The sequence below is a fragment of the Bacillus cereus group sp. BfR-BA-01356 genome (genome assembly GCF_022663635.1).
Taxonomy (GTDB): Bacteria; Bacillota; Bacilli; order Bacillales; family Bacillaceae_G; genus Bacillus_A; species Bacillus_A cereus.
In genome coordinates, this window is sequence record NZ_JAKUFX010000011.1 from 41,604 (window position 1) to 66,581 (window position 24,978).

Consider the following 24,978-nt stretch of genomic DNA (forward strand, 5'->3'; position numbering starts at 1 on the left):
GAAAGGAGGAGCCTGCTTGAGGAAAAAAGTTGTGATCGTCGGCGGAGGCATCACTGGATTAACAGCAATGTATAACTTACAAAAAAATATTCATGAAAAAAACTTGCCGATTGATACATTACTTATAGAAGCATCGGGTAAACTTGGCGGAAAAATTCAAACCGTTCGAAAAGATGGATTTACAATTGAGCGCGGACCAGATTCTTTCTTAGCACGAAAAGAAAGTGCAGCTAGATTAGTGAAAGAATTAGGTCTTGGCGATGAACTTGTAAATAATCAAGCCGGTCAATCATTTATCCTTGTAAACAATCGGTTACATAAAATGCCGAATGGATCAATGATGGGAATTCCAACGCAAATTACGCCGTTTCTATTTTCCGGGCTGTTCTCCCCAATTGGTAAACTAAGAGCTGGCTTTGATCTATTAATGCCGAGGTCAAAGCCAGTATCTGACCAATCACTCGGACAATTTTTCAGACATCGTCTTGGAAACGAAGTGGTTGAAAACTTAATAGAGCCGTTACTATCGGGTATTTATGCAGGGGATATTGATGAAATGAGCTTAATGTCAACATTCCCGCAAATGTATCAAATTGAGCAGAAACATCGCAGTATTTCACTCGGTATGCGTACGCTCGCTCCGAAAGAAGAGAAAGCTGAACCGAAAAAGGGAATGTTCCAAACAGTGAAAACAGGTTTAGAATCTATCGTAAAATCTCTCGAAGCAAAGATGCATGAAGGTACGATAATAAAGGGAACTCGCATTGAAAAAGTTGCGAAACAGGGTGATGGTTATACGATTACTCTTAGTAACGGAAAAGAAATAGAAGCGGACGCCATCGTAGTGGCAACTTCGCATAAAGTATTGCCGTCCATGTTTGCTCAGTACAAGCAGTTTCGTTTCTTCCGTAATATTCCATCCACATCCGTTGCGAATGTGGCACTTGCTTTCCAAAAGTCTGCAATCCAGCGCGATATTAATGGTACAGGATTTGTCGTATCACGAAATAGCGATTACACCATTACAGCATGTACGTGGACGCATAAAAAATGGCCACATACAACGCCAGAAGGAAAAACACTCCTTCGCTGTTACGTTGGACGTGCTGGTGATGAAGCGGTTGTAGAACAAACTGAAGAAGAACTCGTTCAGCTCGTACTAGAAGATTTAAGGAAGACGATGGATATTACAGAGGATCCAGAGTTTACAATCGTAAGTCGCTGGAAAGAAGCGATGCCTCAATATACAGTGGGCCATAACGAGCGAATGAAAAAGCTCACAACATTTATGGAGAAAGAGTTGCCAGGTATATACTTGGCAGGTAGCTCCTATGCTGGTGCTGGACTTCCAGACTGTATGAATCAAGGTGAGGAAGCTGCAAAGCGTGTATTATCTCATTTGGAGAAAGTAATAGATGCTGAATTAATCGCACAATAAATTATAAGAAACGCCTTCAATCATATTGAAGGCGTTTCGTTTATTATATAAAATACTTATTCGCCAATAAACATATATAAGTTATTTGGCTTTATAACAGCATCTCCTGCATAAATAACCCAATCTGTTAAGTTATCAAAATCTAAATGATAACTATTTCCTTCACTCATATCTTCTATAAAATATGGTTCATTGATGAGTATTCCTTGAATCAGGTCTTCTGTAATATGTTGCATTTCAAACCACATATGTTCGCTTTTACCCTCTTCATAGGAAACACCAAACTTAGCGAGAAAACGAAACTCTTCATTGGATTTTTCAATTTGAAAAATGTTGCTGAAATACCCGAAAGTATTTTTCGCATTATAAGCCATACGATCGGTTTCACTATTTGTTTTATAGAACATGAGCCCTGTAGCTTCCTCGTTTTCTTTGAAAAAACTTTCAATATATTCTTCTGAAGTATTAAATTTGAATAAGAGAACGGATGGAGATTGATGGTATTCATCTCGGGCATCCATTCCGCCTAAGAATGTATTTTGTGCATCTATTGGCTGTAATTTCACTTCTTCATCCTCGATTGAAGATAATTGGTCCATACTCGTTTTATGCCCTATATAAGATAATCCTTTCTCCCACGGAACAGCGACTGTATGTATAGAACCTTGCTGACTATGCGCGATAACGATAGGCTCATTCATAGGGACTTGTCCATTCTCAACGGCATTATTAGCAAATGTTTGAAAGAGATCGCCAATGCCGTAGTAGGAAGAAATGCGATTTGGAATAATTAACTCTATTTCAGTTACGCCCGCTCTTAAAAGGCCGTGTGTATGAAACCAATATTGCGTAGGCTCGCCTTCTTTATCGTCTTCATAAACGGAATGAATAACGTATAAGTCAGGAATGTCAGGTAATAATTCATTTTCAACGTGATATTCAATATAGTTTCTAGATATCACTTTCATTGCTGCACTTGAATCGATTACAAATAACAAATCTGGGGCGAGGTTCCATAAAAATTGTATTTGCTGGAAAAAGCAGTCGAGTACATCGCCTACAAATAGCGTACGAGTGAAAATTTCAGTACCGAAAGCCGCATCTTCAAAATTACGATCTACAATTGTAGAATCTTGTCTATTGTACATTTTATATTCTTCTGGGTCATTCGCCTCATCAATATGCAGTTCATACGGTATGATTGTTTCATCCATATGTAACTCAACAATAAGGCTTGTCTCATCACTATAAACAATTTTTAACTCATCAACTTTAGTAGCGATATTTTCTAGCCGTTGTTTTAACTGCTCAATTGTAATTCTAGTTGGTATAACAGCAATCATATCTGAAAAATGACGTTCTAATGTTCCATTCATAGCTGCGCGGTATGTTTCTGTTTGCACTTCCATCCAATCACTCCTATTCAAATGAATCCATTTTACATGCCAATCAAATGTCGATATTTTCTGTTTTCTCTCTCTAACATTATAGAGTGCATTTGTAGAAGGTGTAAAATTATTATTTTGTATTATAGTTTGAAAGCTTGTAAATTAAATAAATCTTTTGTAAAATTTGTCGAAAAATAGTTCTATATAACGAATCATTTGTTATGATAGAAATGCTGAGAAAATATGAAATAGGGAGAGGAAAATGGCTGTGAAGAAATTGTTAAGTGTCTTTTTATCATTCTTGCTATTGCTTTCATTTACTGGAACTTTAGCGCAAGCAGAAGAAACTGCTTCTATGTCAGTAGAAAAAGCAATTCAAGTATTTAAGCAGCAAGGGAAAACGAAGGGGATTGTGGAAGGATATATTGTCGGATATACGCAAAGTTCTTCTAAATATACGAAGGATCCAGCTAAGTTTGATGATACAAACGTAGCAATTGCAGATTCGCCAAACGAAACGAATCCAGACAAAATCATGCCCGTTCAGTTGCCAAAAGGTGATGTGAGAACGGCAGTGAATGTAAAAGATCACCCTGAAAATATCGGGAAGAAAGTTAGTTTGACTGGGACTCTTGAATTATATTTTAGTAACCCAGGTTTAAAATCAGTAACAGCTTATAAGTTTCAAGGTGAAGGACAAAACCGTGTTAGCGATGTAGTAGCTTCACCGAACGGTGGAGAAGTTGCTAAAGGAACAGCGGTAACATTAACGACGAATACAGAAGGTGCAACGATTTACTATACGTTAGATGGCTCTAATCCTACTAATAAAAGTGTTCTTTATAATGGACAAATTATAGTGAATGAAAATAGTGTAGTGAAAGCAATCGCAGAAAAAGAAGGACTTACTTCTTCAGCAATTTCGACATTTTCATTTATTATCGTAAATAATGAACCAGTTCGTATTCATGACATTCAAGGAAAATCACATATGTCTCCTTACAACGGGAAGAAAGTAAACAATGTGGAAGGCGTTGTCACAGCGCTTGATAAAAACGGCTTTTATATAGAAGACAATCAGCCAGATAATGATCCAGCTACTTCAGAAGGTATGTACGTATATAAAAAAGATGCGAATGTAGCAGTAGGAGATCTTATTCAAGTTGATGGAGTAGTAGAAGAATATGTTGGACCAGGATATGCAGAGCGATTTGAAACAGACTTAACGACGACAGAAATTAAGGCGAGTCGCGTTGCTGTAATCGCAAAAGATCAATCTTTGCCAGCACCGATTGTACTTGGGGAAAACGGTGTGAAAATCCCGGACCAGATTATTGATAATGATGCATTCGGTTTATTTGATCCAAATGAAGATGCAATCGACTTTTATGAAAGTATAGAAGGCATGCGTGTTACGATGCCAACACCAAAAATTATTGCACCTCAGAAAAATGGAAATTTATATGTAACAGTAAAAAATGGTGGAGATAAAATAGTAACACAATATGGCACACCTCTATTAGATGAAAACCAATTAAACCCAGAGCGTCTTTCTGTAAAAGTACCTCGCGATTATGTAGCAAAAGTAGGAGAACTTTCACTGGAGATATAACAGGGGTAGTAGGATATGATTACGGTTCTTTCCGTATTTCGCCAATAACAGAACTGCCAGCTGTAGTGGATGGTGGATTTAAGCAAGTAGGCGCAAATATTCAGCCACGTCTTGATAAGTTAACGGTTGCTACATATAACATTGAAAACTTCTCAGCGAATAAAAAAGAAACAACAGATGAAAAGGTAAAAGCGTTAGCGTATTCTATTAAATACAACTTAAAAATGCCAGATATTATCGGTGTAGAGGAAATGCAAGATAATAACGGATCAATTAATGACGGTACAACAGATGCGTCATTAAGCGCAAAACGTATCATTGATGCAGTGCTAGAAATTCGTGGACCGAAGTATGAGTATGTAGAAATCGCTCCAAACAATAATCAAGACGGAGGAGCACCAGGAGCGAATATTCGCGTCGGCTTCTTCTACAATCCATCACGCGTGAAATTAGCGACGGTACCAAAGTTACTTGATAAAAATGTTGTTCGTATTGGAGACGAAAATCCATTATTTGAAAGTACACGTAAACCGTTAGCGGTAGAATTTACGTTCCAAGGACAAAACATTGTTGTCGTTGCAAATCACTTAAACTCAAAACTAGGAGATGCAACGCCATTTGGAAAAGTGCAGCCGCTCGTATTAAAAAGTGAAGACAAACGAATTCAGTTAGCACAAGAAGTAAATCATTTCGTGCAAGGAATTCAGAAAAAGAATACGAATGCACCAGTTGTCGTGTTAGGTGATATGAACGATTTCGAATTCTCTAAACCACTAAAAACACTAGAGGGAACAATCTTAAAAGATATGTTAAACACAGTGCCAAAAGAGAATCGTTACACGTACATTCACGAAGGAAATGCACAAGTGTTAGATCATATTTTAGTAACAAATAATATCGCACCACACACAATTGTAGATCCAGTGCACTTAAACTCAAATATAATGAAAGAGCACGGACGTGTAAGCGACCATGACCCAGTACTTGCTCAAATTGATTTGAAGAAAGCTTCTTAAAGAAAGGAACGCTTAGGTGACTAAGCGTTCTTTTTTTGCATCTTTATAGAATAGTATAAAGAGATGATTCCTTTTTTTGTAATCTAATGATAAAATTGATTGAATATTTAGTTTTTAAAAAGGAGGACAACAATGCAGTTACAAATAAATGGAAAGGTAATGAATCAGTTTGCAATTTTTTTTAGTACGATCGTCATGCTTCAGTTTGTAGCTGATATAACAGGACTTATAAGCAATCTAGATATTACGTATAACTTAATACATACAGCAGCTTCTTATATAACATTTAGTTTGGCGGTTATTTTCACTTTAATAGGTGCAAGAAGAGAATTAAGTAAATATGCAATTGTTTCATTATGTTTAGTAGTAGCGATTAAAGCGATTTATTTTGTAGCGGTTGTTATTTTATGGGGATTGGCAGGTACACCGTAAGTGAATAGTAAATAAAACCCTAATTTCCAATATAGTAAGGAAATTAGGGTTTTATTATACTTGAAACGCCTTTCTACACCGCTCTCTTTTTTGCAACCTTCTTCTATATTTTTTTCTATCACGTTTTACTCCTTGTATATACATGATTAAGCTAACGAGGAGGAAGAAGGCACATTGTATTGTCAAAATATATGGTGACATGCCATGCAGCGGCTGCCTTGGATCATATAAATGAATAGGCGCTCCACCTATTGTAGGGAGTACCGTATTTAGCAGGACGTAAGGAATAGAGGTAGTTGCAAATGGAAATAGAAGCGCCATATAGTCCTTTTGGGACCATGCAGATGCAGCAAGTCCTAAAAGAGCCATCAGACCTGCAAATAAAAAATTAATTCCGATATATACAGCAATGTAAGTGATGGGAGAAGTTTCATATAAGTTTGCGAACATCCCGTTATCATTTATAATGCCTGAACCAGCCGTTGGTACTCCGTCTGGAATGGTTAATTTGCAAAATAATAACGATAAGATGAATGGAAATGTATAAAGAAGTCCGCCGCAAAAAAATGTAACGATATATTTCGTTACTGAATAAGAAAATAAAGAAATTTCTTTACTGACAAACGGTTTAAAACCATCGGACTTATCCGAGTTATAACTTGTACTAAAGGGAAGACTTGCAATAACTGGCATTAATAATAAATAAACATCCATTTCATTTCCACGAAATCCAATCCATTTAATATCCGTCGATATAGGTCCATTCGCAGCGTCTCCTAAATAACGAATTACATAATAATAATGATAAATACAAATAAGAACAAATCCACTAAACATAATAATTAAAGAAACACGATTACAAAAAGCTTGCTTTATATTTAAACGAAGTGCACGCATCATGACTGAAAAAGCCTCCACTGTTTTGATAAACTTGTCTATTTTCTATATTACTATTAATTGTAAAGATTTTCTTGTTTTTTTATTTGATTATTTGAAAAAGAGGAAATTTGTTGTTGGTAAGTAAGGTTTAGCTGAAATTAATTTTTCTAAAATATGGTTGACAATTAAGTATTACATTTGTAATCTTAATTATAGATTACAAATGTAATACTTAGGAGTGAAACATACGATGACAAATCAATTACCTAAAATATCTGAAGCGGAATTAGAAATTATGAAAGTACTTTGGTCGAGTTCTCCGCAAACAGCGAATGAAATTATAGAAGAACTGGAAGATGCAATGGACTGGAAACCGAAAACAATCCGCACATTAATTAATCGATTAGTGCAAAAGGAAGCCGTTTCTTACCATCAAGATAAAGGGCGTATGTACGCTTATTACCCGTTAGTATCACAACATAATTATTTGCAAGTGGAAACGAAATCTTTACTAAAACGTTTTTGCGGTGCAGCGTTTAAGCCATTACTTGTTAATTTCTTAAAAGAGGAGAAATTATCTTCAGAAGATATTAATGAATTAAAACGCATTTTAGATGAGAAGACAGAGGAGAATAAGAGGAAGGATCGATAAAAATGATAAACACGCTTATAAATGTATACCTTCCTCATTTTTTTGATTGGCTTATAGAAACGTCACTTATGGCTAGCATATTAGTCGGATTTATTTTATGTATAAAAGTTCTATTTAGAAATAAATTATCCCCCCGGTGGCAATATATGCTGTGGATCGTATTAATGATAAGACTCCTTTTACCGTGGTCGCCAGATAGCTCTTATAGCATTTACTCATTACTTTCTTATAGTTCTAGCGTATCGGAAGTTATTCCAAAAAATATGCCGGCTACTGAGAATATAGTGAACATAGAAAGTGACCGAAAAGTGGAATTGGAATCAAATTCTAAAATGGTGACAAAAACTAGCGAACCGGAAGTAAAAGTCAGTTCGGAAAAACAGACTACATTTTCTTTATACAAACTTGCTTTGTATGTGTGGCTAGCTGGGGTAATCATATTAGCAGCCATCACGTTTCTTACAAATAGACGTTTATATTCTTACATAAAGAAACAACCGGATATTACGGACGAACAGGTCACTACAGTGTTTAATCGCTGTAAGCAGTCTATGAAAATGAAGAAGGCAGTTTCGTTACGTCTAGCGGGAAAGATTGCGAGCCCAACTGTGTTTAGTTTCTTTCGTCCGAAAGTATTACTATCAAAAAAACATATGAAAGTATTAAATAAACAACAATTACAATATGTCTTTTACCATGAGTTAGCTCATATTAAGAGAAACGATGTAGCTGTAAATTGGATTATGTACAGTTTAATCCTATTAAATTGGTTCAATCCGATTCTTTGGTACGCCTATTTTTGTATGCGAGAAGATCAAGAATTAGCCTGTGATGCATATGCACTTACTTTTATAGATAAAGAGGAGCAAATTGCATACGGACATACAATTATTACCCTTCTACAACACTATTCCTATCAAGTACCAAGCCTAGCAAATTTAAGTAGAAATAAACGAACACTAAAAAGGAGAATCATTATGATTAAAAAATTCCAAAAGAAATCGTATCGTCTTTCTTTACTTGGGATTATTGCTATAGCTGCTATAGCATCCCTTTCTTTATTCAACGCACGTACAACGGAAGGAAAAGAAAAGCAAGAGGATAAAGTAGAGCAATCAAAGGATGCTTTCCAAAATGCTGTAGATACATTATTTGGTACAGAGGAAAAGGCGAGAAAAGAGTGGGGAATGTCAAACTGGCAATATGAAAACCGAACAGCCTTTTTATATCATGCTGAAAAAGCTTTAACAAAGGAAGAGTTTGAGAATTATGTGCAGTTATATAAAGAGGTATTACAGATCGAGAAAAAAGGATTAGTTAGATTAAACTTACCCAAAAATTTCCAAGGGGATATAAAAGAGGTGAAAGAAGAGCGCTTAAGTACAGAAAATCGTGAAAAATTAAAAGAAATTCGTAATAAAACAACTCCTTATGAGGATAAGGTAGGGAAGTATTTAACATATACAGTTGAAGAAGTGCAGCAACATGTTGATTTCCAAATTAAGAGGCCAACTTATACAATTAAAGGATATACCCAAAAAGACGAAAGGGTGAATTATTATCTTAAGATAAAGCCGGAATTCACTATTGAATTAGAATATACGAACGGAAAAGGAAATTATACAATTTCTCAATCGCAAGTTTTTGGGGAAAGCAAAGACCCATTTAGCCACCAGTTTGTAGTGCCTGAAAATATAGAACAGTACGAACTAGAAGGGAATCAAATATTCTATGCTACTCATCACTCGGATAGTAATTTACAAGGTATGAAGATGATTGTTCCAGCAAAAGGGAAAAATAGTGCATACCAAATCGTTATTATTAATCATAGTTTAGAGAACCAAGGAGAAGCAGTATTCGATAAGAATGTAAATAAAGAAGAATTAGAGAAAATTATGCTTTCTATGTTGAAATAGCAAAAAGGTGTTCTTAAGATGTATATCTCTAGAACATCTTTTCCTTTTCTCTTTTCTTCTGATAAACTATGGAAAGTATGATATAACTTGACTGAAATCTTTTATACTGGAAATAATAAAAAGAGAACTTGTATAGAATGTAAGCGTGTGGTAATATCAAAGATGTACTGATTGACTATATTATCCAATTGGTCATTTTTGGAGGTGAAGATGTGGCGATAGATCGAAAACGTTCTATTATTGAAGCTGCAACAAAGTCTTTTTCAGCGTTCGGTTATAAAGCAACAACGATGGATCAAGTAGCGAAGTTAGCGAATGTAGGAAAAGGAACGATTTATACTTTTTTCAAAAATAAAGAAGAGCTATTTGGCGAAATTATTTCTAATTTAATTACAGAAATGAAGCAAGTTGCAGAAAGTGCAATTCGTTCAGATGTTTCATTTTTTGAAAATGTACATAGAGCATTATATAGCATCTTGGAATTTAGAAAAGAACATCAGCTCATGATTAAATTAATTCAAGAAGAGCGCGATATGGGAACGAAAGAAGTACAAGAAGTTATGCAGCAAGTTGATGTGGAAATCGTTTCTGTTATTCAATCGTATTTAAAGATTGCGATTGAAAAAGGTGAAATTAGCAAATGTGATCCAGAAATTACAGCATTTATTATGCTTCGTCTATATGTATCGCTTATTTTTGATTGGGAAAAAAATCATGAACCGCTAGAAAAAGAAAAAATTGCAGAGTTATTTGAACTGTATTTACTAAAAGGATTGTCAAACTAAGATAATCCTTTTAATTTTATAAAAAAATGACCGAATGGACAATGTGGTCATATATTTAAGTTAAGGGGGGATATAGAAAAAATATAATCATAATGAGAAAAAGTTGCATAGTAATAAATTCGGGAATAAGGCATATGTATGAACAAGTATAGCCTTTTTGTTTGGGTAAAAATGACTATATGAACATTTTGGTCATTTTATAAAAGGGGGAGAAATTATGAAAGGGAATCAGTTACTTCGGAAAGAGTTCACGGAAATTATAAAAAGTAAAAAAATATTAATTCCAATTATTGCGGTCTTATTCGTACCGATTTTATATGCAGGGATGTTTTTGTGGGCCTTTTGGGATCCGTATAAACAGTTAGATGACTTACCAGTTGCAGTAGTCAATTTAGATAAAGGCGCAGTATTTGATGGGAAACCAATTGAGGTCGGAAAAGGGCTCGTTGATAATTTAAAAGATAATAAAAGTTTTAAATGGGAGTTCGTAAGTGAAAAAGAAGCAAAGAAAGGAATGGAAGGTAGAAAGTATTACATGTTAGTGCGCATTCCAGATGACTTCTCAAGTAACGCTACAACGTTACTAAAAGACAATCCAAAGCCATTAAACTTAGAGTACATTCCAAACGAAAGTTTAAACTTCTTATCTTCACAAATTGGAGGAACAGCCATTGAAAAGATTAAAACTGAAGTATCAAGCACGTTAACGAAAACATATGCAGAGAAAATGTTTGATTCCATTCAAGACGTCTCAAAAGGATTAGCAGATGGGGCGGAAGGAGCAAGTAAACTACACGACGGATCAAGTGAGCTGCATGATGGTTCAAGTAAAGTGACGGATGGCCTTCATACACTTCAAGGGAAGTCTGGGGAGATGAAGGATGGAGTAGGGAAACTAGCAGATGGATCTAATAAGTTAGTAGATGGATCAGGCAAAGTAACAGATGGTTTAAATACGCTAAATAACAAAACCGGTGAAATGCAGATAGGTATTGGGAAATTAGTAGATGGATCAGGCAAAGTAACAGATGGTTTACATGTATTAAATAGCAATGCAGGTATTGGGAAACTAGTAGATGGATCAGGCAAAGTAACAGATGGTTTACATGCATTAAATAGTAATACAGGTATAGGGAAATTAGTAGACGGCTCGGGCAAAGTAACAGACGGTTTAAATACGTTAAATAGCAAAACAGGTGAATTACGTGATGGATCTGAGAAAGTGACCGGTGGTTTGAACCAATTAGTAAGTAAATCCGGTGAATTAAAAACAGGAACAACTGATCTATCAAATGGTATAGGAGAACTTGTTGAAGGACAAAATCAATTAGAAAAAGGGTCTCAAGGAATTCAAAAGGGATTACAAGATTTAAATAGTAACGTACAAAAGTCTGCTGCAGGCTTAGAGGAAATACAGTCGAAAATTCCTTCTATATTGAATACAGTAAATGAGAAAATAGATGCGGCTGGGGCGAATGTAAATCAGTTAAATGAACTTACGCAATCAACAGCAGGAGATGCAAAAAATGCAGCGCAAGAGGTAGTAAATTTACAAAAGCAAATTGAAAGTTTACCAAAAGAATATCAAGAGCAGTTACAACCATTCATAGCAAGTGCTGTAAAAAGTACAGGGACAGTTCAGCAAAAAGCTACCGGAGTAGCAGGTGGAACAAATAAATTAAATGAAGAAGTAAAACAAGTAAAAGGCGAAATACATCAAACAACAAATGGACTGCAAAACAAATTACCAAATCCAGAAGGGATGAAAATTCTAGCAGGTGGTATTCAGAAACTAACGAATGCACAAAATGAATTTGTTAGTAAGTTTCATGGATTTGGTGAGGGGTTAGATAATGCAAAAATAGGTGCCGATAAATTAAAAGATGGATCAGTTCAATTAATTGATGGCGTAACGCAATTACAAAGCGGCTCTGGAAAAGTGACAGCAGGATTAGGTCAATTATCTGCAGGAGTAAATCAATTAGCAGATGGGTCTGGTCAAGTAACAGGTGGTTTAGGAACATTATCTGTAGGAGTATCCAAATTAGCAGATGGATCTGGTCAAGTAACAGGCGGTTTAGGAACATTATCTGTAGGAGTATCCAAATTAGCAGATGGGTCTGGTCAAGTAACAGGTGGTTTAGGAACATTATCTGTAGGGGCAAACCAAATGGCAGGTGGCGTAAATCAATTAGCAGATGGCTCAAATCAAGTAACAACAGGTCTGGGCGATCTAAATGGTGGTCTAAATAAAATGTCAACAGGCTCAACCCAGCTAATCGATGGAGTAAATAAACTAGCAGACGGATCAGGCAAAGTAACAGATGGCCTCGTAAAAGTAAACGACGGTTCAGGTGAACTTGCTGAGAAGCTTGGCGAAGGGGCAGAGAAAACTGGTGAAGTAAAAGGAACTGATAAAACGTACGATATGTTTGCAAGTCCTGTAAAAGTGAAGACAGAGAAAATGGCGGAAGTTCCTAACTACGGAACTGGATTTACGCCGTATTTCTTATCACTCGGTTTATTCGTTGGGGCATTATTATTATCGATCGTATACCCATTACGCGATACAGTCGGCGTTCCAAAATCAGGGTTTAGTTGGTTTATTAGTAAGTTCGGCGTATTACTATCAGTCGGTATTATTCAAGCTGTAGTAGCAGATGTTATATTACTGTTCGGATTAGGTGTAGAAGTACAAAGTATTCCGTATTTCATACTCTTTAGCATCGTTACAAGCTTAGCGTTTATCGCATTAATTCAATGTTTAGTAACAGCATTTGGTGATGCAGGACGTTTCATCGCCATCATCACATTAATTATTCAGCTTACAACGAGTGCCGGAACATTCCCACTAGAATTGATTCCGAAGTTTTTACAACCATTCAATGCTTGGTTACCGATGACATACTCTGTATCTGGATTGAAGGCAGTCGTATCAAGCGGAGACTTTAACTTCATGTGGCAAAACATTGGAATGCTTATGATCTTCATCGTTGTATTATCACTTGGAACAATCGCTTCATTAACTTGGATGCATAAACGACAATTTAGAAATATTGCTGAAAATCAATCGGTTGAAGCGTAAATAAGGAACATAAAAAAGGTACCGAAATGGTGCCTTTTTTATTGGTCTTTTTTTATCACGCTATTTGTGGGCAGTAAGGCTCCCACCTCAAAATTTGGTTAGAGAAAAGAAGTTAGGTGGGAGATAGACTGCCAATAAACGCCTGATTAGTGTGGGCTAATAATCAGTGAGGCTGAACAAAACACCTACTGATTAAAGTTTCACTTTATAGGCTGAGAAATTTCATTTGTTTTTCTATTTTTACGGAAGAAGTATATAGCAATACTTATAAGGATAATTGTAGCTACAATCCAAACAAATGGACCATATTTTTCAGCAAAAGTATATAGTTTCATGTTGCTGGAAATGTCCTCTTTTGTTTTTCCTATTAGAATTTCAGAGCCACTATAACCTTCAAGTGTATCTCCTTTTTTTATGCCAAAAATAAGAACGTCTGATTTGTTTTCTATTCCGGTGTATCGGTATCCTTTACCTTTAATTGTTAATTGGGTATCATCCTTTTTTAGTGAATAGTCTTCGGCAGAAATATCTTTGCCTGACAGTGTAATTGGTTCCATTGAGAAGCGGATTTCTTTTAATGCAGGAAGAGTCTCATTGTTTAGTAAGAGTTGCTTTGCAATATGCTGCTCAGTATTAATGTTTATCCAATTTGCTTTTCGTCGTTTATATGTATTAATTTCAAGGAGTGCGAATTCTTTATTTTGAAGTTTTTCCTCTGTAATAGGTTGCGCGGTAGTTAATGTTCCTTTTAATAAAATCACACCGTCTTTTGCAGATTGAAAGGAAGTGGTTTCCTTTGTTTTCTTTAATGTATTGATAGTCCCTTTATAATCCTTTTTTCCTAAAAGAACAGCTCCTGTATGTACGGTTAAAATAAGATATAGGATGCTGAATACGATAATAGCTTTTTTCACTATTTCCCCTCCAAAGTATGTATAATTAAATTATAACATAATTTACCATAATGAATTTATTAATTTGAATAAAAAGTTACAGACGTAAAAGTAATAAATACATTAAGATAAGTGTAGATGAGAGGAGTAAAAATGAAAAAGAAATACAGTTGTAAGAAAGTTGTACAACTGTACTTAAAGTGGATAAAATATTTTCTTCATAATGTAATGGTTGTTTTGTATCCCTTTTTCTCCTTAATTTCATCATATTTCATGTATAGCTAAATAAAAGGACAGGAATTACAACAATTTACAGAGAAACATAGAGTAGAGGGGCTGGTATGATGAAAGGAAATCTTACTTATTATTTTATCTTAAATCCGCTAATCATCTTTCTTGTTTACGCCCTTTCACCTATCTTGTTTCATAAAGAAAAATATATAAATATGAAAGATGCACTAGGAATACTTGTAGTTTACTATGTGCTAATTAGTGGGTATTACTTTATGGATGTTATTAGTAAAAGAATGAAGAAAAACGGTAAAGACAAATAAAGAGTTTTAGTACATAAAAATCGATGGAGGACAACAAAATGACTGAAAGTGAAATGAAATTTAGGGATACGACCATTCGTAACTTTTTTGATAAAGAGGACCGTCTAAAATCGATTCCAGGTCAAAAGAAGAAAAAAACTAGTATTGTTAGAGCATTTAATCAGCAAATTAAATCCAGAAAATCAGTATACGGAAAAAGAAATGAATACATTCATAAAACAATATTATGATGATTTTTGTACAATTAGACGTGAATTTATTGTACAGGGGTTTATGAATAGAGAGGATAATATGTACTGTATAAACGGGAGAGAAGTTTGGAAGAAGTGGGAGGAGTTAAAATAATGAATCAGCGAGGGGATCCCCGCTGATTATAAGCCTGTGCTAGTCTTGCTGTTTCTTTGTAGTAAGTCTATGAACGCTTCAACATTCGAACTTGTAATGTATCCAAGCGTTATATATTCATCTTCATAGTAAAATATTATTTTTTTGTCAAAGATTCTTCTCTTCGTTTCTATGGATAGAATTTCTTCATAATCAAATTCGGCAATGAATGTATTTTTATATTGGCTAAAAAAGAGAAGTCTTTGATTAGTAGCAAGTAACATGCCAGGATACGGGACTTTATGCGTAATCGTATAGCTAGTAAGTGAACATTTTAAAGTAGATAAAATTTTTTCTTCTTTATGTAATAGTTGTTTTGCAGATGTTAAGATTGGATTCATTGTATACATTCCTTTTATTTTAATATATGAATATTTTATCAAGAGTAAAAAGATTCTCAATATGTAATATTGCATATTGGCCGTTTTATAGTTGTAATATTATTTTTAAAAAGAAAAAGTACGAGGTGATTCAATGATACGGTTAGTAAAAGAGACTGATGCAGAAGCAATTATGAATATTAGAAAAGAAATTATATTATCGGAAACTACTACAAAATTTTTCATAGTATCCCCAAAGAAGTTACCGAATGATATGAATGCAGAAAGAGAAAAGATACGGAAAAGTAATGAGAAAGGTAATCTTTATATCGTGTATGAAGTAGATGGGAAGGTAGTTGGCTTTTTAATTTTCAACCGATATGAACTAGAACGGTTACAACACGCAGGCACAATGGGAATGGGGATTAAAGAGGCGTATTGTAATCAAGGCATAGGCACGAAATTAATTGAATTTCTTATTAGATGGGCGAAAGGGCAGAAAGGTTTAGAAAAAATTTGTTTAGGTGTAGTTTCTGTTAATGATCGGGTAATTAAAGTGTACAAACGTATGGGCTTTGTAGAAGAAGGTAGACAACGAAAGCAAATTAAATATGAAGATGGATCATATGGAGATGACGTATTGATGGGGTTTTATATTGAATAAAAAAGAGAAGTATTCTATTGATAGAAAGTGGGAATTTATGAGTAATTGTATAGGCGGTACATATTTTAGTGAAGAGACTGCCAATATTGGCAGTCTCTTTTTAGTGAAAATGTTAAAATTTAGCGAATCTTAAGTTCCAATCTTTCTTTCTGACGAAGATGATGAGCAAAATGCATAGAAATAAGTTGAAACCATTCTATTGCATTTAAGTAACCAAGCCCAGGATGTTCGACTTTACAATCACTTGGAATAGAAGAAAGTGTTAGCTCTGTATTTTTTACAATTGTAATTAATTCTAGAAATTGTTTCTGCATTTCTTCTTTGGTGGCTGGATTTTCAGGTGTATATCCAGGATGATTTGGTACTTTAATTTGTATATTTGGGAAAGCACCAAGTTTATATACTTTTTCACCCATCTCTGTTTTTATGTTAGTTATTGATGGTGTTTCTATTTTACATTTTGTGATTGCATTTAACTGCATGTATGTGGAGGCAATTAAATGATTATACATTTGACCAAGAGACCATTCCTCACTAGAAGGCTTCATCCTAAATTGCTCTATAGAGTACTTTTCTAATTCCTCTATGTAATACGTTGCTAACTCCTCAAATTTCTTCATAGTGTTAACTCCTTTTTATAAAAATGTATTTGTTAATACCTAATATAAAGGATGGCTACTGACAACATTATGTCAGTAGTGAAATTAAAGTTTTAACATTTTTTTTGCTTCATCACGAATTTTCTCAGAAAGAATTTTTGGCTCAAGTACTTTCACTTGGCTTCCCCAGCTCAATACCCACTGAAATACTTCGTCTATGTTTCTTGATTTCAAAAAAACGTGAAAACTGCTATCTCTATGCTCGTATGAATCTATAAAAAAGTAGCGGGATTCAATAATCTTATGCGCAATATGTGATGGAAATAGTAAATGAACCGTAACAGTCCGATTGCTTTCAGGTTTATAGTTTTGTAAAGAAAAGTCTTTTGGCTTTGTAAAGAATTCTTGTTCTTGCTGTAACGTATCCATACGATCTAAACGAAAATTGCGTATTTGTTTTCGAAGTAAGCAATGTGCAACGATGTACCAAATTCCCGAAATATTGACTAAGCCGTAAGGATGGACGGTCCGCTGCATTTTTGTATTTTCCCTCGGTTTACGATAAGAAAAAGAGACAGCTTGTTCTTTTTGTATAGATTCTTGCAACAGAATCAGTTGGTTTTCAAGTTTTTTTTGTTCAGGTTGTTGCTGCGAAAATATAGGAGAAAGAAAACGAAAAGTTCCTCGTAATTCCCGGGCTTTCTTTTGTTGATCAGCAGGGAGAACAATTTCAAGTTTCTCTTTTGCTGATCGTGCATGTACAGAAAAAGAAGAAGTGAAAGTTTTCTCGATATAATCACCGCCTAATAAAAGAGTAACAGCCTCTTCAGGCGTAAGCTGAATGGGTGGTAAGAAATAACCATCCATTAATGAATAGCCGTAGCCAGGCATTGAATAAATAGGAACACCCGATTCGTTAAGTGCATCCATATCTCGATAAATAGTTCTTATACTAGTTTCGAATTTTTTAGCCAAGCTTTGTGCTGTAACAGTTTGTCTTCTTTGTAATTCAATTAATATAGCTAATAAACGATCTGTCCGATTCATGGAATATCACCTTCAAATTTTTATAAATATACCTACTGTAAACTTCTAAAAGCAGTATAAATTCCCCTGCATTAACAGACTTTTCCCTATGTATAATATTAATATAGTAAAATCATAACAACCGATATTGCAGTTTCCAATAATATACTATATAATCAATTTAAGAAAACGTTTTCATGCAAAGGGGGAGAATTTCGTGTCGACTATAGAGGACGTGGCGAAATTAGCGGGGTTATCAAGGACAACGGTTTCTAGGGTGATTAATAATCATCCATATGTTTCAGATGAGAAGAAAAAAAGGGTTCAATTAGCAATGAAGCATTTAGGCTTCGTTCCTAATTCTGCGGCGAGAAGGCTTCGTAAACAAAAAACGGAAACAATTGCGGTGCTAGTTCCAAGGATTACAAATCCTTTCTTCAGTAGATTTATCGAAGCAATCGAGATTGCTGCTTCTGAACATAAATATAAACTGATTATTTGTCAAACAAGATATTTACCGGAAAAAGAGATGGAGTATTTACAATTATTATCTACGAAGCAAGTAGATGGGATTATTTTATGTTCACTAGAAAATCCGTGGGAAGATGTAGAGCCATACTTACAGCACGGTCCAATCGTGTTGTGTAATGAATATATTGAGGAAGCAAATATTCCAACAGTGAAGTTTGATCATGCGCAAGGAGCATACATAGCTGCGAAGCATGTGTTAGATCAAGGATATCGTAATCTTATTTTTTGCCGTGGTAACGAAACCAAAGTCGTTAGCCAGCAGCGAAAAATGGGCTTTTTACGTGCAATAACTGAGAAGAGCCGCCAAGTAGAAGCGATTGACTTTCTTGAAAACGCTTTCTCTTGGGAGGATGGAAAACGAATATTCCATGAAGTATTAAAGGACAAAAAAAATCCTACCGCGATTTTGGCAGGAGGCGATGAGGTAGCAGCTGGAATTATCTCAGAGGCGAAACGCCATAACTGGAGCATTCCAGATGATCTCGCTGTTATCGGTTTTGATAATCAAATATTATCGCAGATTACAGAACCAGGTATTACGACAATTGAACAGCCAATTGATGAAATGGCCCGAAAAGTTGTCGACCTAATGATGGATAAAATTCATACGAAAAATTATCGAAAAAAAGAATTGTATGAGTTTGAACTGGAGCTCTTGGTGAAAGGTTCAACGATGAAGGATAAGATGTTATTAGCCTAGTAGACTATGTCTGCTAGGTTTTTTTCTGTTCACAAACTACTATTCTTCGTGAACGCAATCATCACATTTGTTATGGTATGCTTCGTGCTGCTCATCAATTTCTTTCCCGCAGTGTGCACAAGTTTTCGTCGGTAAATTTCTGAAAAACTCCATTGGTTGATCGATCATGTCAATCCCTCCATTTCCATTTCTTACTATCATTGTATTAGTACAAAAAATAAAAGTCAACAACTGTTTTATAACAAAATTGAAAATTAATGAAAAAGTTTAGGAAATGGATTATAGTTAACAATGTAGGATGTAAGTAAAACATGCATTTCTACTCGGTTTTAGAAAGGATGGATACATATGAAAATGACTGTTGTCGGCTTTTGGGGCGGCTTTCCAGAAGCGGGAGAAGCAACGTCGGGGTATTTGTTTGAACACGATGGTTTTCGTTTACTTGTAGACTGTGGTAGTGGTGTACTAGCACAGCTTCAAAAATATATAACACCGTCTGATATAGATGCAGTTGTACTGTCGCACTATCATCACGATCATGTTGCAGACATTGGGGTATTGCAATATGCGAGATTAATTACGAGTGCGACAACAAGGCAACTACCAGAACTACCAATATACGGTCATACGTTTGATGAGAATGGTTTCCATTCTTTAACACATGAACCGCATACGAAAGGAATCGCGTACAATCCAGAAGAAACACTTCAAATTGGACCGTTCTCGATTTCATTCTTAAAAACTGTTCATCCTGTTACATGCTTTGCGATGCGTATTACAGCTGGAGATGATGCTGTAGTATACAGCGCTGATTCAAGTTATATTCCTGAATTCATTCCATTCACAAAAGATGCTGATCTTTTCATTTGTGAGTGTAATATGTATGCACATCAAGAGGCTGCAAAAGCAGGGCATATGAATAGTACAGAAGTAGCAAGTATTGCAAAAGATGCGAATGTAAAAGAACTTTTATTAACGCACTTACCGCATACAGGCAACCCATCTGATTTAGTAACAGAAGCAAAACAAATTTTCAGTGGTCACATTACGCTAGCGCATAGTGGCTACGTATGGAACTCATGAGGTGATACGATGTTATTTATTGATAATAAAGGAATTACAGACCCTAGAATAAACTTAGCGATTGAAGAATATTGTGTGAAAAATTTAGATATTAACGAAACATATTTACTGTTTTACATTAATGAGCCTTCGATTATCATTGGTAAAAACCAAAACACAGTAGAAGAAATTAATGCAGATTACGTAAAAGAAAAAGGTATTCATGTCGTTCGTCGTCTATCAGGCGGAGGCGCAGTATATCATGATTTAGGAAACTTAAACTTCAGTTTTATTACGAAAGATGATGGAGACAGTTTCAGCAACTTCAAAAAATTCACAGAGCCTGTAACGAAAGCGCTTAGTAAATTAGGTGTAAATGCAGAACTAAGTGGTCGTAACGACATTTTAGCTGAAGGTAGAAAAATTTCAGGTAACGCGCAGTTCTCAACGAAAGGTCGTATGTTCAGTCACGGTACGTTACTATTTGATTCTGAAATCGATCACGTCGTATCAGCGTTAAAAGTAAAAATGGATAAGATTCAATCAAAAGGAATTAAGTCAATCCGTAGCCGCGTTGCGAACATTACAGAGTTCTTAAACGAAAAAATGACGACAGAGGAGTTTAGACAACTTCTTCTAGAAACAATTTTCGAAGGAGAAACAGAAATCCCAACGTATGAATTAACAGAAAATGATTGGAAAGAGATCCACAAACTTTCTGAAGAACGTTACCAAAATTGGGATTGGAACTACGGAAAATCACCGAAGTTCAACTTACAACATTCACACCGCTTCCCAGTTGGACAAGTTGATGTTCGTCTTGAAGTGAAAAAAGGAACAGTAACAGAATGTAAAATTTACGGCGACTTCTTCGGTTCACTAGATGTTCATGATATCGAAGAGCGTCTAACAGGCGTTCAGTTCGATAAAGATGCATTCACTGCAGCTTTAGAAGGCGTAGATATTGCACGCTACTTCGGTAACATTACAACAGAAGATTTCTTACATTTATTCTTCTAAAAATGAGGGAGGCTTCCATAACGGGCAGCCTCTTTCTTTTTGCGTAGATTGTCAGGTTTTGTCAGTAAATCGATATAACTGAAAAATCGCCGATATAAATTGAGTTGCGCTGATATATTTGGAGAATCGCCAATATAAACCGAGTTGCGCTGATATATTTGGAAAATCGCCGATATAAATCGAGCTGCGCTGATATAACTGAAAAATCGCTCATATAATTTCATTTACCACAAAACATAAAATCACAGGACATCTGCCTCTTATAAAGGAATATATATATTCAAAAGGAGGCGGATTGATATGAAAAGGGTGATGTACGTTTTATTATTACTCAGCTTCGTCATCGGAATGACAGCGTGTAACAGTGGATTGCCCTCAAGTCGTACAATTTTGTCTATCGGAAAACCGGCTGAGGATAATGTTATATATTTTACGCATACAGATAACAAACGAAAGATACATGATATACAAGACATGTTTCAAAATAAGAAGTGGAAAAGAAATGAAACATTCAGCACTGTTAATAAAACACCAGATGTCGTCTTATCAATAGATGAAAACAACAAAGGGTTACCGACGTTATATGTTACGGTGTATTTTCATGAAGATGGAGCGGACGCTCTTAACTTGCACGGCGAGCATACGACGTTAAATAAAGAGGAACTTAATAAACTTAGAGAAAAGATGAATGCATATTATCCTAAAATGATTTCTGGTCTAGTTTCATAAATTACTTACAAATAAAATCCCCTTATTTTTCCAAAGTAAACTAAGAGAAGGTGGTCTGTCTATATGCAGTTAATAGAATATCACTTGCCACTTTAATTTTCTTTTAATATAATTAATTTAGAATTTTTAAATATTCTAAATTTTATAAAGGTGGGGTTTTTGTGAATCTCGTTCAATCTTTGGCTGAAACGGCAAAAAAGAAGGGGGATAAACCGGCTTATATATTTATGGATCAGTCGGTCTCATATGACCAATTAAACAAAATGGTCACAAGGTTTTCTGGCAATTTAGCAGAAATGGGCATTGGAAAAGGGGACAATGTCGTATTAGTTGTTGGGAACTCACCACATTTTTTGGTCGGTTTATACGGAACAATGAAAGCCGGAGCAACTGTTATTCCAGTTAATCCAATTTATACAGCAGACGAAATGCATTATATTTTACAAAATGGAGATGTAAAAACAATCATCGTACTCGACGTCCTTCTACCTGTTATACAATCTCTTACAACAAGACTTCCTTCATTAGAAAACATCATCATATGCGAAACCTCATCAGATTTTAACCATACAGAAACCGAAAAAATGAAAACGTTTACTAGTTTTGTGGGGAATGGAGATACAACTTACGAAGGTCCTGAACTAGATGAAGAAGATGTAGCGGTTATCCTATACACTTCGGGCACAACTGGAAAACCGAAAGGCGCTATGCTTACACATAAAAATTTATATAGTAATGCGAGCGATGTGGCTTCGTATTTACAATATACGGCTGATGACCGTGTTGTTGCGGCACTGCCTATGTTCCATGTATTCTGTTTAACAGTTGCGGTAAATGCACCGATTGTGAACGGGGCAACGATTTTAATGTTACCGAAATTTAGTCCGAAAGAAGTATTCCGTATTTGTCGTACGTACGAACCAACGATCTTTGCTGGCGTACCGACGATGTACAATTATTTATATTTATTTGAAGAAGCAAGCGCAGAAGATGTGAAGACGCTTCGTCTTTGTATTTCCGGTGGTGCATCGATGCCTGTTGCTCTTCTACAAAACTTTGAAAAACGTTTTAACGTTATTGTTTCAGAAGGATACGGTTTATCAGAAGCATCACCAGTTACTTGTTTCAATCCGCTAGATCGTCCTCGTAAACCAGGGTCGATTGGCACAAATATTTGGCATGTAGAAAATAAAATTGTAAATGAACTTGGGGAAGAAGTACCTGTCGGCGCAGTCGGCGAATTAATCGTTCGCGGACCTAACGTTATGAAAGGATACTATAATGCACCAGAAGATACAGCTGCGACATTGAAAGACGGCTGGCTATATACAGGTGACTTGGCGAAAATGGATGAAGAAGGTTACTTCTATATCGTGGATCGTAAAAAAGATATCGTCTTAGTTGGCGGTTATAACGTATATCCTCGTGAAGTAGAAGAAGTATTATATACGCACGAATCAGTAGCGGAAGTTGTTGTAATCGGTGTTCCTGATGAAAACTTAGGAGAAGCTGTGCGGGCGTACGTCGTTTTGAAGCAAGCAAACGTAACAGAAGAAGAACTAATGCATTACTGCACGTTACATTTAGCGAAATATAAAGTGCCGAAAAGCATTGAGTTTTTAATAGAATTACCGAAGAATACGACTGGTAAGTTGTTAAGAAGAGCATTGAGAGAGAAAGCGATGCAAGTGTAAAAATGAGGCAACCATCTTTGAAGGTGGTTGCCTCATTTTTTTGTGCATTGATTAAGCTGTGGTGCCATATATTTAAAGCTTCATATGACCAACAAGGAGGAGATATACATAGAACAGAAGGGATTAACGCTTACGGCGAGTGCAATATCTTATTTGTGAAATTATGGATGAACTCTGAAAATGATAAGAACGGTAATTTTAATCAAAATGGAGTAATGAACCGTGAATCAATGGCTACGGTGTTAGTAAATGCATATAAATTAGAATGGAATGAAAATAGTAAGTTACCAAAAGAATTTGCTGATTTGAAAAATCATTGGGCTCGAAGTATGCCAATATTTTAGTTTAGCAAGAAAATTTAAAATCCAAGTTGACACATATGAATTACAGAATTAAAATGAAAAGAAATCGAATACAATACATTAGAAGCTAATCAGATAAACTGAAGGCGCACAATGTTCACATTTGTGAATATATTGTGTGCCTTTTTCTATTGTATAAACTAAGGGGGCTTAACGATGAAAAAGTGGGGTAAGGCAGCGTTTATGAAAAGTACAGGTGTTTTATTATCAGCAGTTGTACTTTTATCAGGGTGTGGTTCGGCAACATCCACTAGTAATTCTGAAGGAAGTGGGGATAAAAAAACAGTTGAGCTTTTAAATGTTTCTTATGATCCAACTAGGGAGTTATATCAAGATTTTAATAAAGATTTTGCGAAGTATTGGAAAGAGAAGCACGGGCAAACAGTAAATGTAAAACAATCACACGGGGGATCTGGAAGTCAGGCGCGTTCTGTTATTGATGGCTTAGAAGCAGACGTTGTTACACTAGCACTTGCTTATGATATTGATGCCATTAGTAAGAAAAAACAACTAGCAGAAGATTGGCAGAAGCGACTTGCGAATAATTCCACTCCATACACGTCAACAATTGTATTTCTTGTTCGAAAAGGAAACCCGAAAGGAATTAAAGACTGGGATGATTTAACGAAAAAAGGTGTGTCTGTCATTACACCAAATCCAAAAACATCAGGCGGAGCACGTTGGAACTATTTAGCGGCGTGGGGATACGCATTGAAAAAATATAATAATAGTGAAGATAAGGCGAAAGAGTTTGTTAGCCAAATTTATAAAAACGTAGAAGTATTAGATTCAGGAGCGCGCGGAGCAACGACAACATTTGTTGAAAAAGGAATTGGTGACGTATTAATCGCATGGGAAAATGAAGCGTTATTATCCCAAAAAGAGCTTGGAAAAGATAAATTTGAAATTGTAACCCCTTCTATTAGTGTACTTGCAGAACCACCAGTAGCGGTTGTAGATAAAGTCGTTGATAAAAAAGGAACGAAAAAAGTAGCAGAAGGGTATCTCGAATATTTGTACTCAGAAAAAGGACAGGAAATTGCGGCAAAAAACTTTTATCGTCCGCGTAATGAAAAAGTAGCAGAAAAATATGCATCCCAATTTCCGAAAGTTCAATTATTTACTGTAGATGAACTATTTGGTGGTTGGAAAAAAGCACAGGAGAAACACTTTAATGACGGCGGCGTATTCGATAAAATTTATCAAAAATAATGCGTACTGCTAAAGGGGGATGAGG

23 protein-coding genes and 2 pseudogenes are annotated in these 24,978 nt (G+C 35.5%); 17 read left to right on the forward strand and 8 right to left on the reverse strand.

Going from position 1 to position 24,978, the window contains the following annotated elements; translation table 11 throughout:
* Window positions 1–16: 16 nt before the first annotated feature.
* On the forward strand, window positions 17–1,438 hold the full coding sequence (hemY, locus tag MR168_RS06575) for a protoporphyrinogen oxidase (protein ID WP_001228101.1): 1,422 nt from the start codon (window positions 17–19) through the stop codon (window positions 1,436–1,438).
* Between the two features lie 56 nt (window positions 1,439–1,494).
* Here hemY and MR168_RS06580 read toward each other — a convergent pair whose 3' ends face one another.
* Window positions 1,495–2,847, reverse strand: a complete 1,353-nt coding sequence (locus MR168_RS06580) for a DUF4026 domain-containing protein (RefSeq protein WP_000453705.1) — start codon at window positions 2,845–2,847, stop codon at window positions 1,495–1,497.
* Window positions 2,848–3,088: 241 nt separating this feature from the next.
* Here MR168_RS06580 and MR168_RS06585 point away from each other — a divergent pair.
* Together MR168_RS06585 and MR168_RS06590 are read left to right on the forward strand one after the other, a co-directional pair.
* A pseudogene (locus MR168_RS06585) lies at window positions 3,089–5,454 on the forward strand (DUF6359 domain-containing protein).
* A gap of 132 nt (window positions 5,455–5,586) precedes the next feature.
* Window positions 5,587–5,886, forward strand: a complete 300-nt coding sequence (locus MR168_RS06590; RefSeq protein WP_001176847.1) for a hypothetical protein — start codon at window positions 5,587–5,589, stop codon at window positions 5,884–5,886.
* 54 nt (window positions 5,887–5,940) lie between these two features.
* Here MR168_RS06590 and MR168_RS06595 read toward each other — a convergent pair whose 3' ends face one another.
* Entirely contained in the window at window positions 5,941–6,786 is an 846-nt protein-coding gene (locus MR168_RS06595; protein WP_000984146.1) for a membrane protein, read from the reverse strand.
* 229 nt (window positions 6,787–7,015) lie between these two features.
* Between MR168_RS06595 and MR168_RS06600 the strand changes: the two genes are divergently transcribed.
* The 4 genes from MR168_RS06600 to MR168_RS06615 all read left to right on the forward strand — a co-directional run bounded on the left by MR168_RS06600 (window position 7,016) and on the right by MR168_RS06615 (window position 13,203).
* Window positions 7,016–7,417, forward strand: coding sequence for a BlaI/MecI/CopY family transcriptional regulator (locus MR168_RS06600; protein WP_000184510.1), 402 nt, complete (start codon window positions 7,016–7,018; stop codon window positions 7,415–7,417).
* Between the two features lie 2 nt (window positions 7,418–7,419).
* Window positions 7,420–9,333 carry a M56 family metallopeptidase gene (locus tag MR168_RS06605; protein WP_086412770.1) on the forward strand — a complete coding sequence of 638 codons (1,914 nt, stop codon included), beginning with the start codon at window positions 7,420–7,422 and terminating at the stop codon, window positions 9,331–9,333.
* A 212-nt stretch (window positions 9,334–9,545) separates the two neighbouring features.
* Complete coding sequence (locus MR168_RS06610) at window positions 9,546–10,118, forward strand: TetR/AcrR family transcriptional regulator (protein ID WP_000963381.1); 573 nt, start codon at window positions 9,546–9,548, stop codon at window positions 10,116–10,118.
* Between the two features lie 217 nt (window positions 10,119–10,335).
* Window positions 10,336–13,203 (forward strand): YhgE/Pip domain-containing protein, encoded by a 2,868-nt coding sequence (locus MR168_RS06615; protein WP_086412771.1) that lies wholly within the window; start codon window positions 10,336–10,338, stop codon window positions 13,201–13,203.
* A gap of 200 nt (window positions 13,204–13,403) precedes the next feature.
* Here MR168_RS06615 and MR168_RS06620 read toward each other — a convergent pair whose 3' ends face one another.
* Window positions 13,404–14,117, reverse strand: a complete 714-nt coding sequence (locus tag MR168_RS06620; RefSeq protein ID WP_086412772.1) for a hypothetical protein — start codon at window positions 14,115–14,117, stop codon at window positions 13,404–13,406.
* A gap of 320 nt (window positions 14,118–14,437) precedes the next feature.
* On the opposite strand from MR168_RS06620, the gene MR168_RS06625 reads away from it, so the two are divergent.
* A complete protein-coding gene (locus MR168_RS06625; RefSeq protein WP_071723796.1) occupies window positions 14,438–14,650 on the forward strand; it encodes a hypothetical protein in 213 nt (70 codons plus the stop codon).
* Between the two features lie 38 nt (window positions 14,651–14,688).
* Window positions 14,689–14,995: pseudogene (locus tag MR168_RS06630) on the forward strand (DUF2087 domain-containing protein).
* Window positions 14,996–15,021: 26 nt separating this feature from the next.
* On the opposite strand, the gene MR168_RS06635 reads toward MR168_RS06630, so the two are convergent.
* Complete coding sequence (locus MR168_RS06635; protein ID WP_086412773.1) at window positions 15,022–15,375, reverse strand: PH domain-containing protein; 354 nt, start codon at window positions 15,373–15,375, stop codon at window positions 15,022–15,024.
* A gap of 133 nt (window positions 15,376–15,508) precedes the next feature.
* Between MR168_RS06635 and MR168_RS06640 the strand changes: the two genes are divergently transcribed.
* Complete coding sequence (locus MR168_RS06640) at window positions 15,509–16,018, forward strand: GNAT family N-acetyltransferase (RefSeq protein WP_086412774.1); 510 nt, start codon at window positions 15,509–15,511, stop codon at window positions 16,016–16,018.
* A gap of 119 nt (window positions 16,019–16,137) precedes the next feature.
* Here the strand turns inward: MR168_RS06640 and MR168_RS06645 are convergent, their stop codons facing one another.
* Together MR168_RS06645 and MR168_RS06650 are read right to left on the reverse strand one after the other, a co-directional pair.
* Entirely contained in the window at window positions 16,138–16,638 is a 501-nt protein-coding gene (locus tag MR168_RS06645; protein ID WP_049107261.1) for a DinB family protein, read from the reverse strand.
* An 84-nt stretch (window positions 16,639–16,722) separates the two neighbouring features.
* Window positions 16,723–17,664, reverse strand: coding sequence for a helix-turn-helix transcriptional regulator (locus MR168_RS06650; protein WP_049107262.1), 942 nt, complete (start codon window positions 17,662–17,664; stop codon window positions 16,723–16,725).
* Between the two features lie 196 nt (window positions 17,665–17,860).
* Here MR168_RS06650 and MR168_RS06655 point away from each other — a divergent pair, with 196 nt between their 5' ends.
* Window positions 17,861–18,874 (forward strand): LacI family DNA-binding transcriptional regulator, encoded by a 1,014-nt coding sequence (locus MR168_RS06655; RefSeq protein WP_000103715.1) that lies wholly within the window; start codon window positions 17,861–17,863, stop codon window positions 18,872–18,874.
* A 39-nt stretch (window positions 18,875–18,913) separates the two neighbouring features.
* Here the strand turns inward: MR168_RS06655 and yhfH are convergent, their stop codons facing one another.
* Window positions 18,914–19,042, reverse strand: a complete 129-nt coding sequence (gene yhfH / locus MR168_RS06660) for a protein YhfH (RefSeq protein ID WP_000567010.1) — start codon at window positions 19,040–19,042, stop codon at window positions 18,914–18,916.
* Window positions 19,043–19,222: 180 nt separating this feature from the next.
* On the opposite strand from yhfH, the gene MR168_RS06665 reads away from it, so the two are divergent.
* Complete coding sequence (locus tag MR168_RS06665) at window positions 19,223–19,957, forward strand: MBL fold metallo-hydrolase (protein WP_006916057.1); 735 nt, start codon at window positions 19,223–19,225, stop codon at window positions 19,955–19,957.
* 9 nt (window positions 19,958–19,966) lie between these two features.
* Window positions 19,967–20,956 carry a lipoate--protein ligase gene (gene lplA, locus MR168_RS06670; protein WP_000897287.1) on the forward strand — a complete coding sequence of 330 codons (990 nt, stop codon included), beginning with the start codon at window positions 19,967–19,969 and terminating at the stop codon, window positions 20,954–20,956.
* Here lplA and MR168_RS06675 read toward each other — a convergent pair.
* Window positions 20,953–21,180 (reverse strand): hypothetical protein, encoded by a 228-nt coding sequence (locus MR168_RS06675; RefSeq protein ID WP_242291208.1) that lies wholly within the window; start codon window positions 21,178–21,180, stop codon window positions 20,953–20,955. The genes lplA and MR168_RS06675 overlap by 4 nt on opposite strands.
* A 76-nt stretch (window positions 21,181–21,256) precedes the next feature.
* Here MR168_RS06675 and MR168_RS06680 point away from each other — a divergent pair, with 76 nt between their 5' ends.
* The 4 genes from MR168_RS06680 (at window position 21,257) to MR168_RS06695 (ending at window position 24,953) form a co-directional block, all read left to right on the forward strand.
* Complete coding sequence (locus MR168_RS06680; RefSeq protein ID WP_086412775.1) at window positions 21,257–21,685, forward strand: hypothetical protein; 429 nt, start codon at window positions 21,257–21,259, stop codon at window positions 21,683–21,685.
* A gap of 161 nt (window positions 21,686–21,846) precedes the next feature.
* Complete coding sequence (locus MR168_RS06685; RefSeq protein ID WP_086412776.1) at window positions 21,847–23,379, forward strand: fatty acid--CoA ligase family protein; 1,533 nt, start codon at window positions 21,847–21,849, stop codon at window positions 23,377–23,379.
* A 167-nt stretch (window positions 23,380–23,546) separates the two neighbouring features.
* A complete protein-coding gene (locus MR168_RS33595) occupies window positions 23,547–23,723 on the forward strand; it encodes a hypothetical protein (protein WP_001986183.1) in 177 nt (58 codons plus the stop codon).
* A 174-nt stretch (window positions 23,724–23,897) separates the two neighbouring features.
* On the forward strand, window positions 23,898–24,953 hold the full coding sequence (locus tag MR168_RS06695; RefSeq protein ID WP_000758695.1) for a sulfate ABC transporter substrate-binding protein: 1,056 nt from the start codon (window positions 23,898–23,900) through the stop codon (window positions 24,951–24,953).
* Window positions 24,954–24,978 lie beyond the last annotated feature (25 nt).

Coding starts and splice junctions, on each gene's coding strand:
- MR168_RS06580 (WP_000453705.1), bottom strand. CDS start 2,847: ATGGAAGTGCAAACAGAAACATACCGCGCAGCTATGAATGGAACATTA.
- MR168_RS06590 (WP_001176847.1), top strand. CDS start 5,587: ATGCAGTTACAAATAAATGGAAAGGTAATGAATCAGTTTGCAATTTTT.
- MR168_RS06595 (WP_000984146.1), bottom strand. CDS start 6,786: ATGATGCGTGCACTTCGTTTAAATATAAAGCAAGCTTTTTGTAATCGT.
- MR168_RS06600 (WP_000184510.1), top strand. CDS start 7,016: ATGACAAATCAATTACCTAAAATATCTGAAGCGGAATTAGAAATTATG.
- MR168_RS06605 (WP_086412770.1), top strand. CDS start 7,420: ATGATAAACACGCTTATAAATGTATACCTTCCTCATTTTTTTGATTGG.
- MR168_RS06615 (WP_086412771.1), top strand. CDS start 10,336: ATGAAAGGGAATCAGTTACTTCGGAAAGAGTTCACGGAAATTATAAAA.
- MR168_RS06625 (WP_071723796.1), top strand. CDS start 14,438: ATGATGAAAGGAAATCTTACTTATTATTTTATCTTAAATCCGCTAATC.
- MR168_RS06635 (WP_086412773.1), bottom strand. CDS start 15,375: ATGAATCCAATCTTAACATCTGCAAAACAACTATTACATAAAGAAGAA.
- MR168_RS06640 (WP_086412774.1), top strand. CDS start 15,509: ATGATACGGTTAGTAAAAGAGACTGATGCAGAAGCAATTATGAATATT.
- MR168_RS06645 (WP_049107261.1), bottom strand. CDS start 16,638: ATGAAGAAATTTGAGGAGTTAGCAACGTATTACATAGAGGAATTAGAA.
- MR168_RS06650 (WP_049107262.1), bottom strand. CDS start 17,664: ATGAATCGGACAGATCGTTTATTAGCTATATTAATTGAATTACAAAGA.
- yhfH (WP_000567010.1), bottom strand. CDS start 19,042: ATGATCGATCAACCAATGGAGTTTTTCAGAAATTTACCGACGAAAACT.
- MR168_RS06665 (WP_006916057.1), top strand. CDS start 19,223: ATGAAAATGACTGTTGTCGGCTTTTGGGGCGGCTTTCCAGAAGCGGGA.
- lplA (WP_000897287.1), top strand. CDS start 19,967: ATGTTATTTATTGATAATAAAGGAATTACAGACCCTAGAATAAACTTA.
- MR168_RS06675 (WP_242291208.1), bottom strand. CDS start 21,180: ATGAAATTATATGAGCGATTTTTCAGTTATATCAGCGCAGCTCGATTT.
- MR168_RS06680 (WP_086412775.1), top strand. CDS start 21,257: ATGAAAAGGGTGATGTACGTTTTATTATTACTCAGCTTCGTCATCGGA.
- MR168_RS33595 (WP_001986183.1), top strand. CDS start 23,547: ATGAACTCTGAAAATGATAAGAACGGTAATTTTAATCAAAATGGAGTA.
- MR168_RS06695 (WP_000758695.1), top strand. CDS start 23,898: ATGAAAAAGTGGGGTAAGGCAGCGTTTATGAAAAGTACAGGTGTTTTA.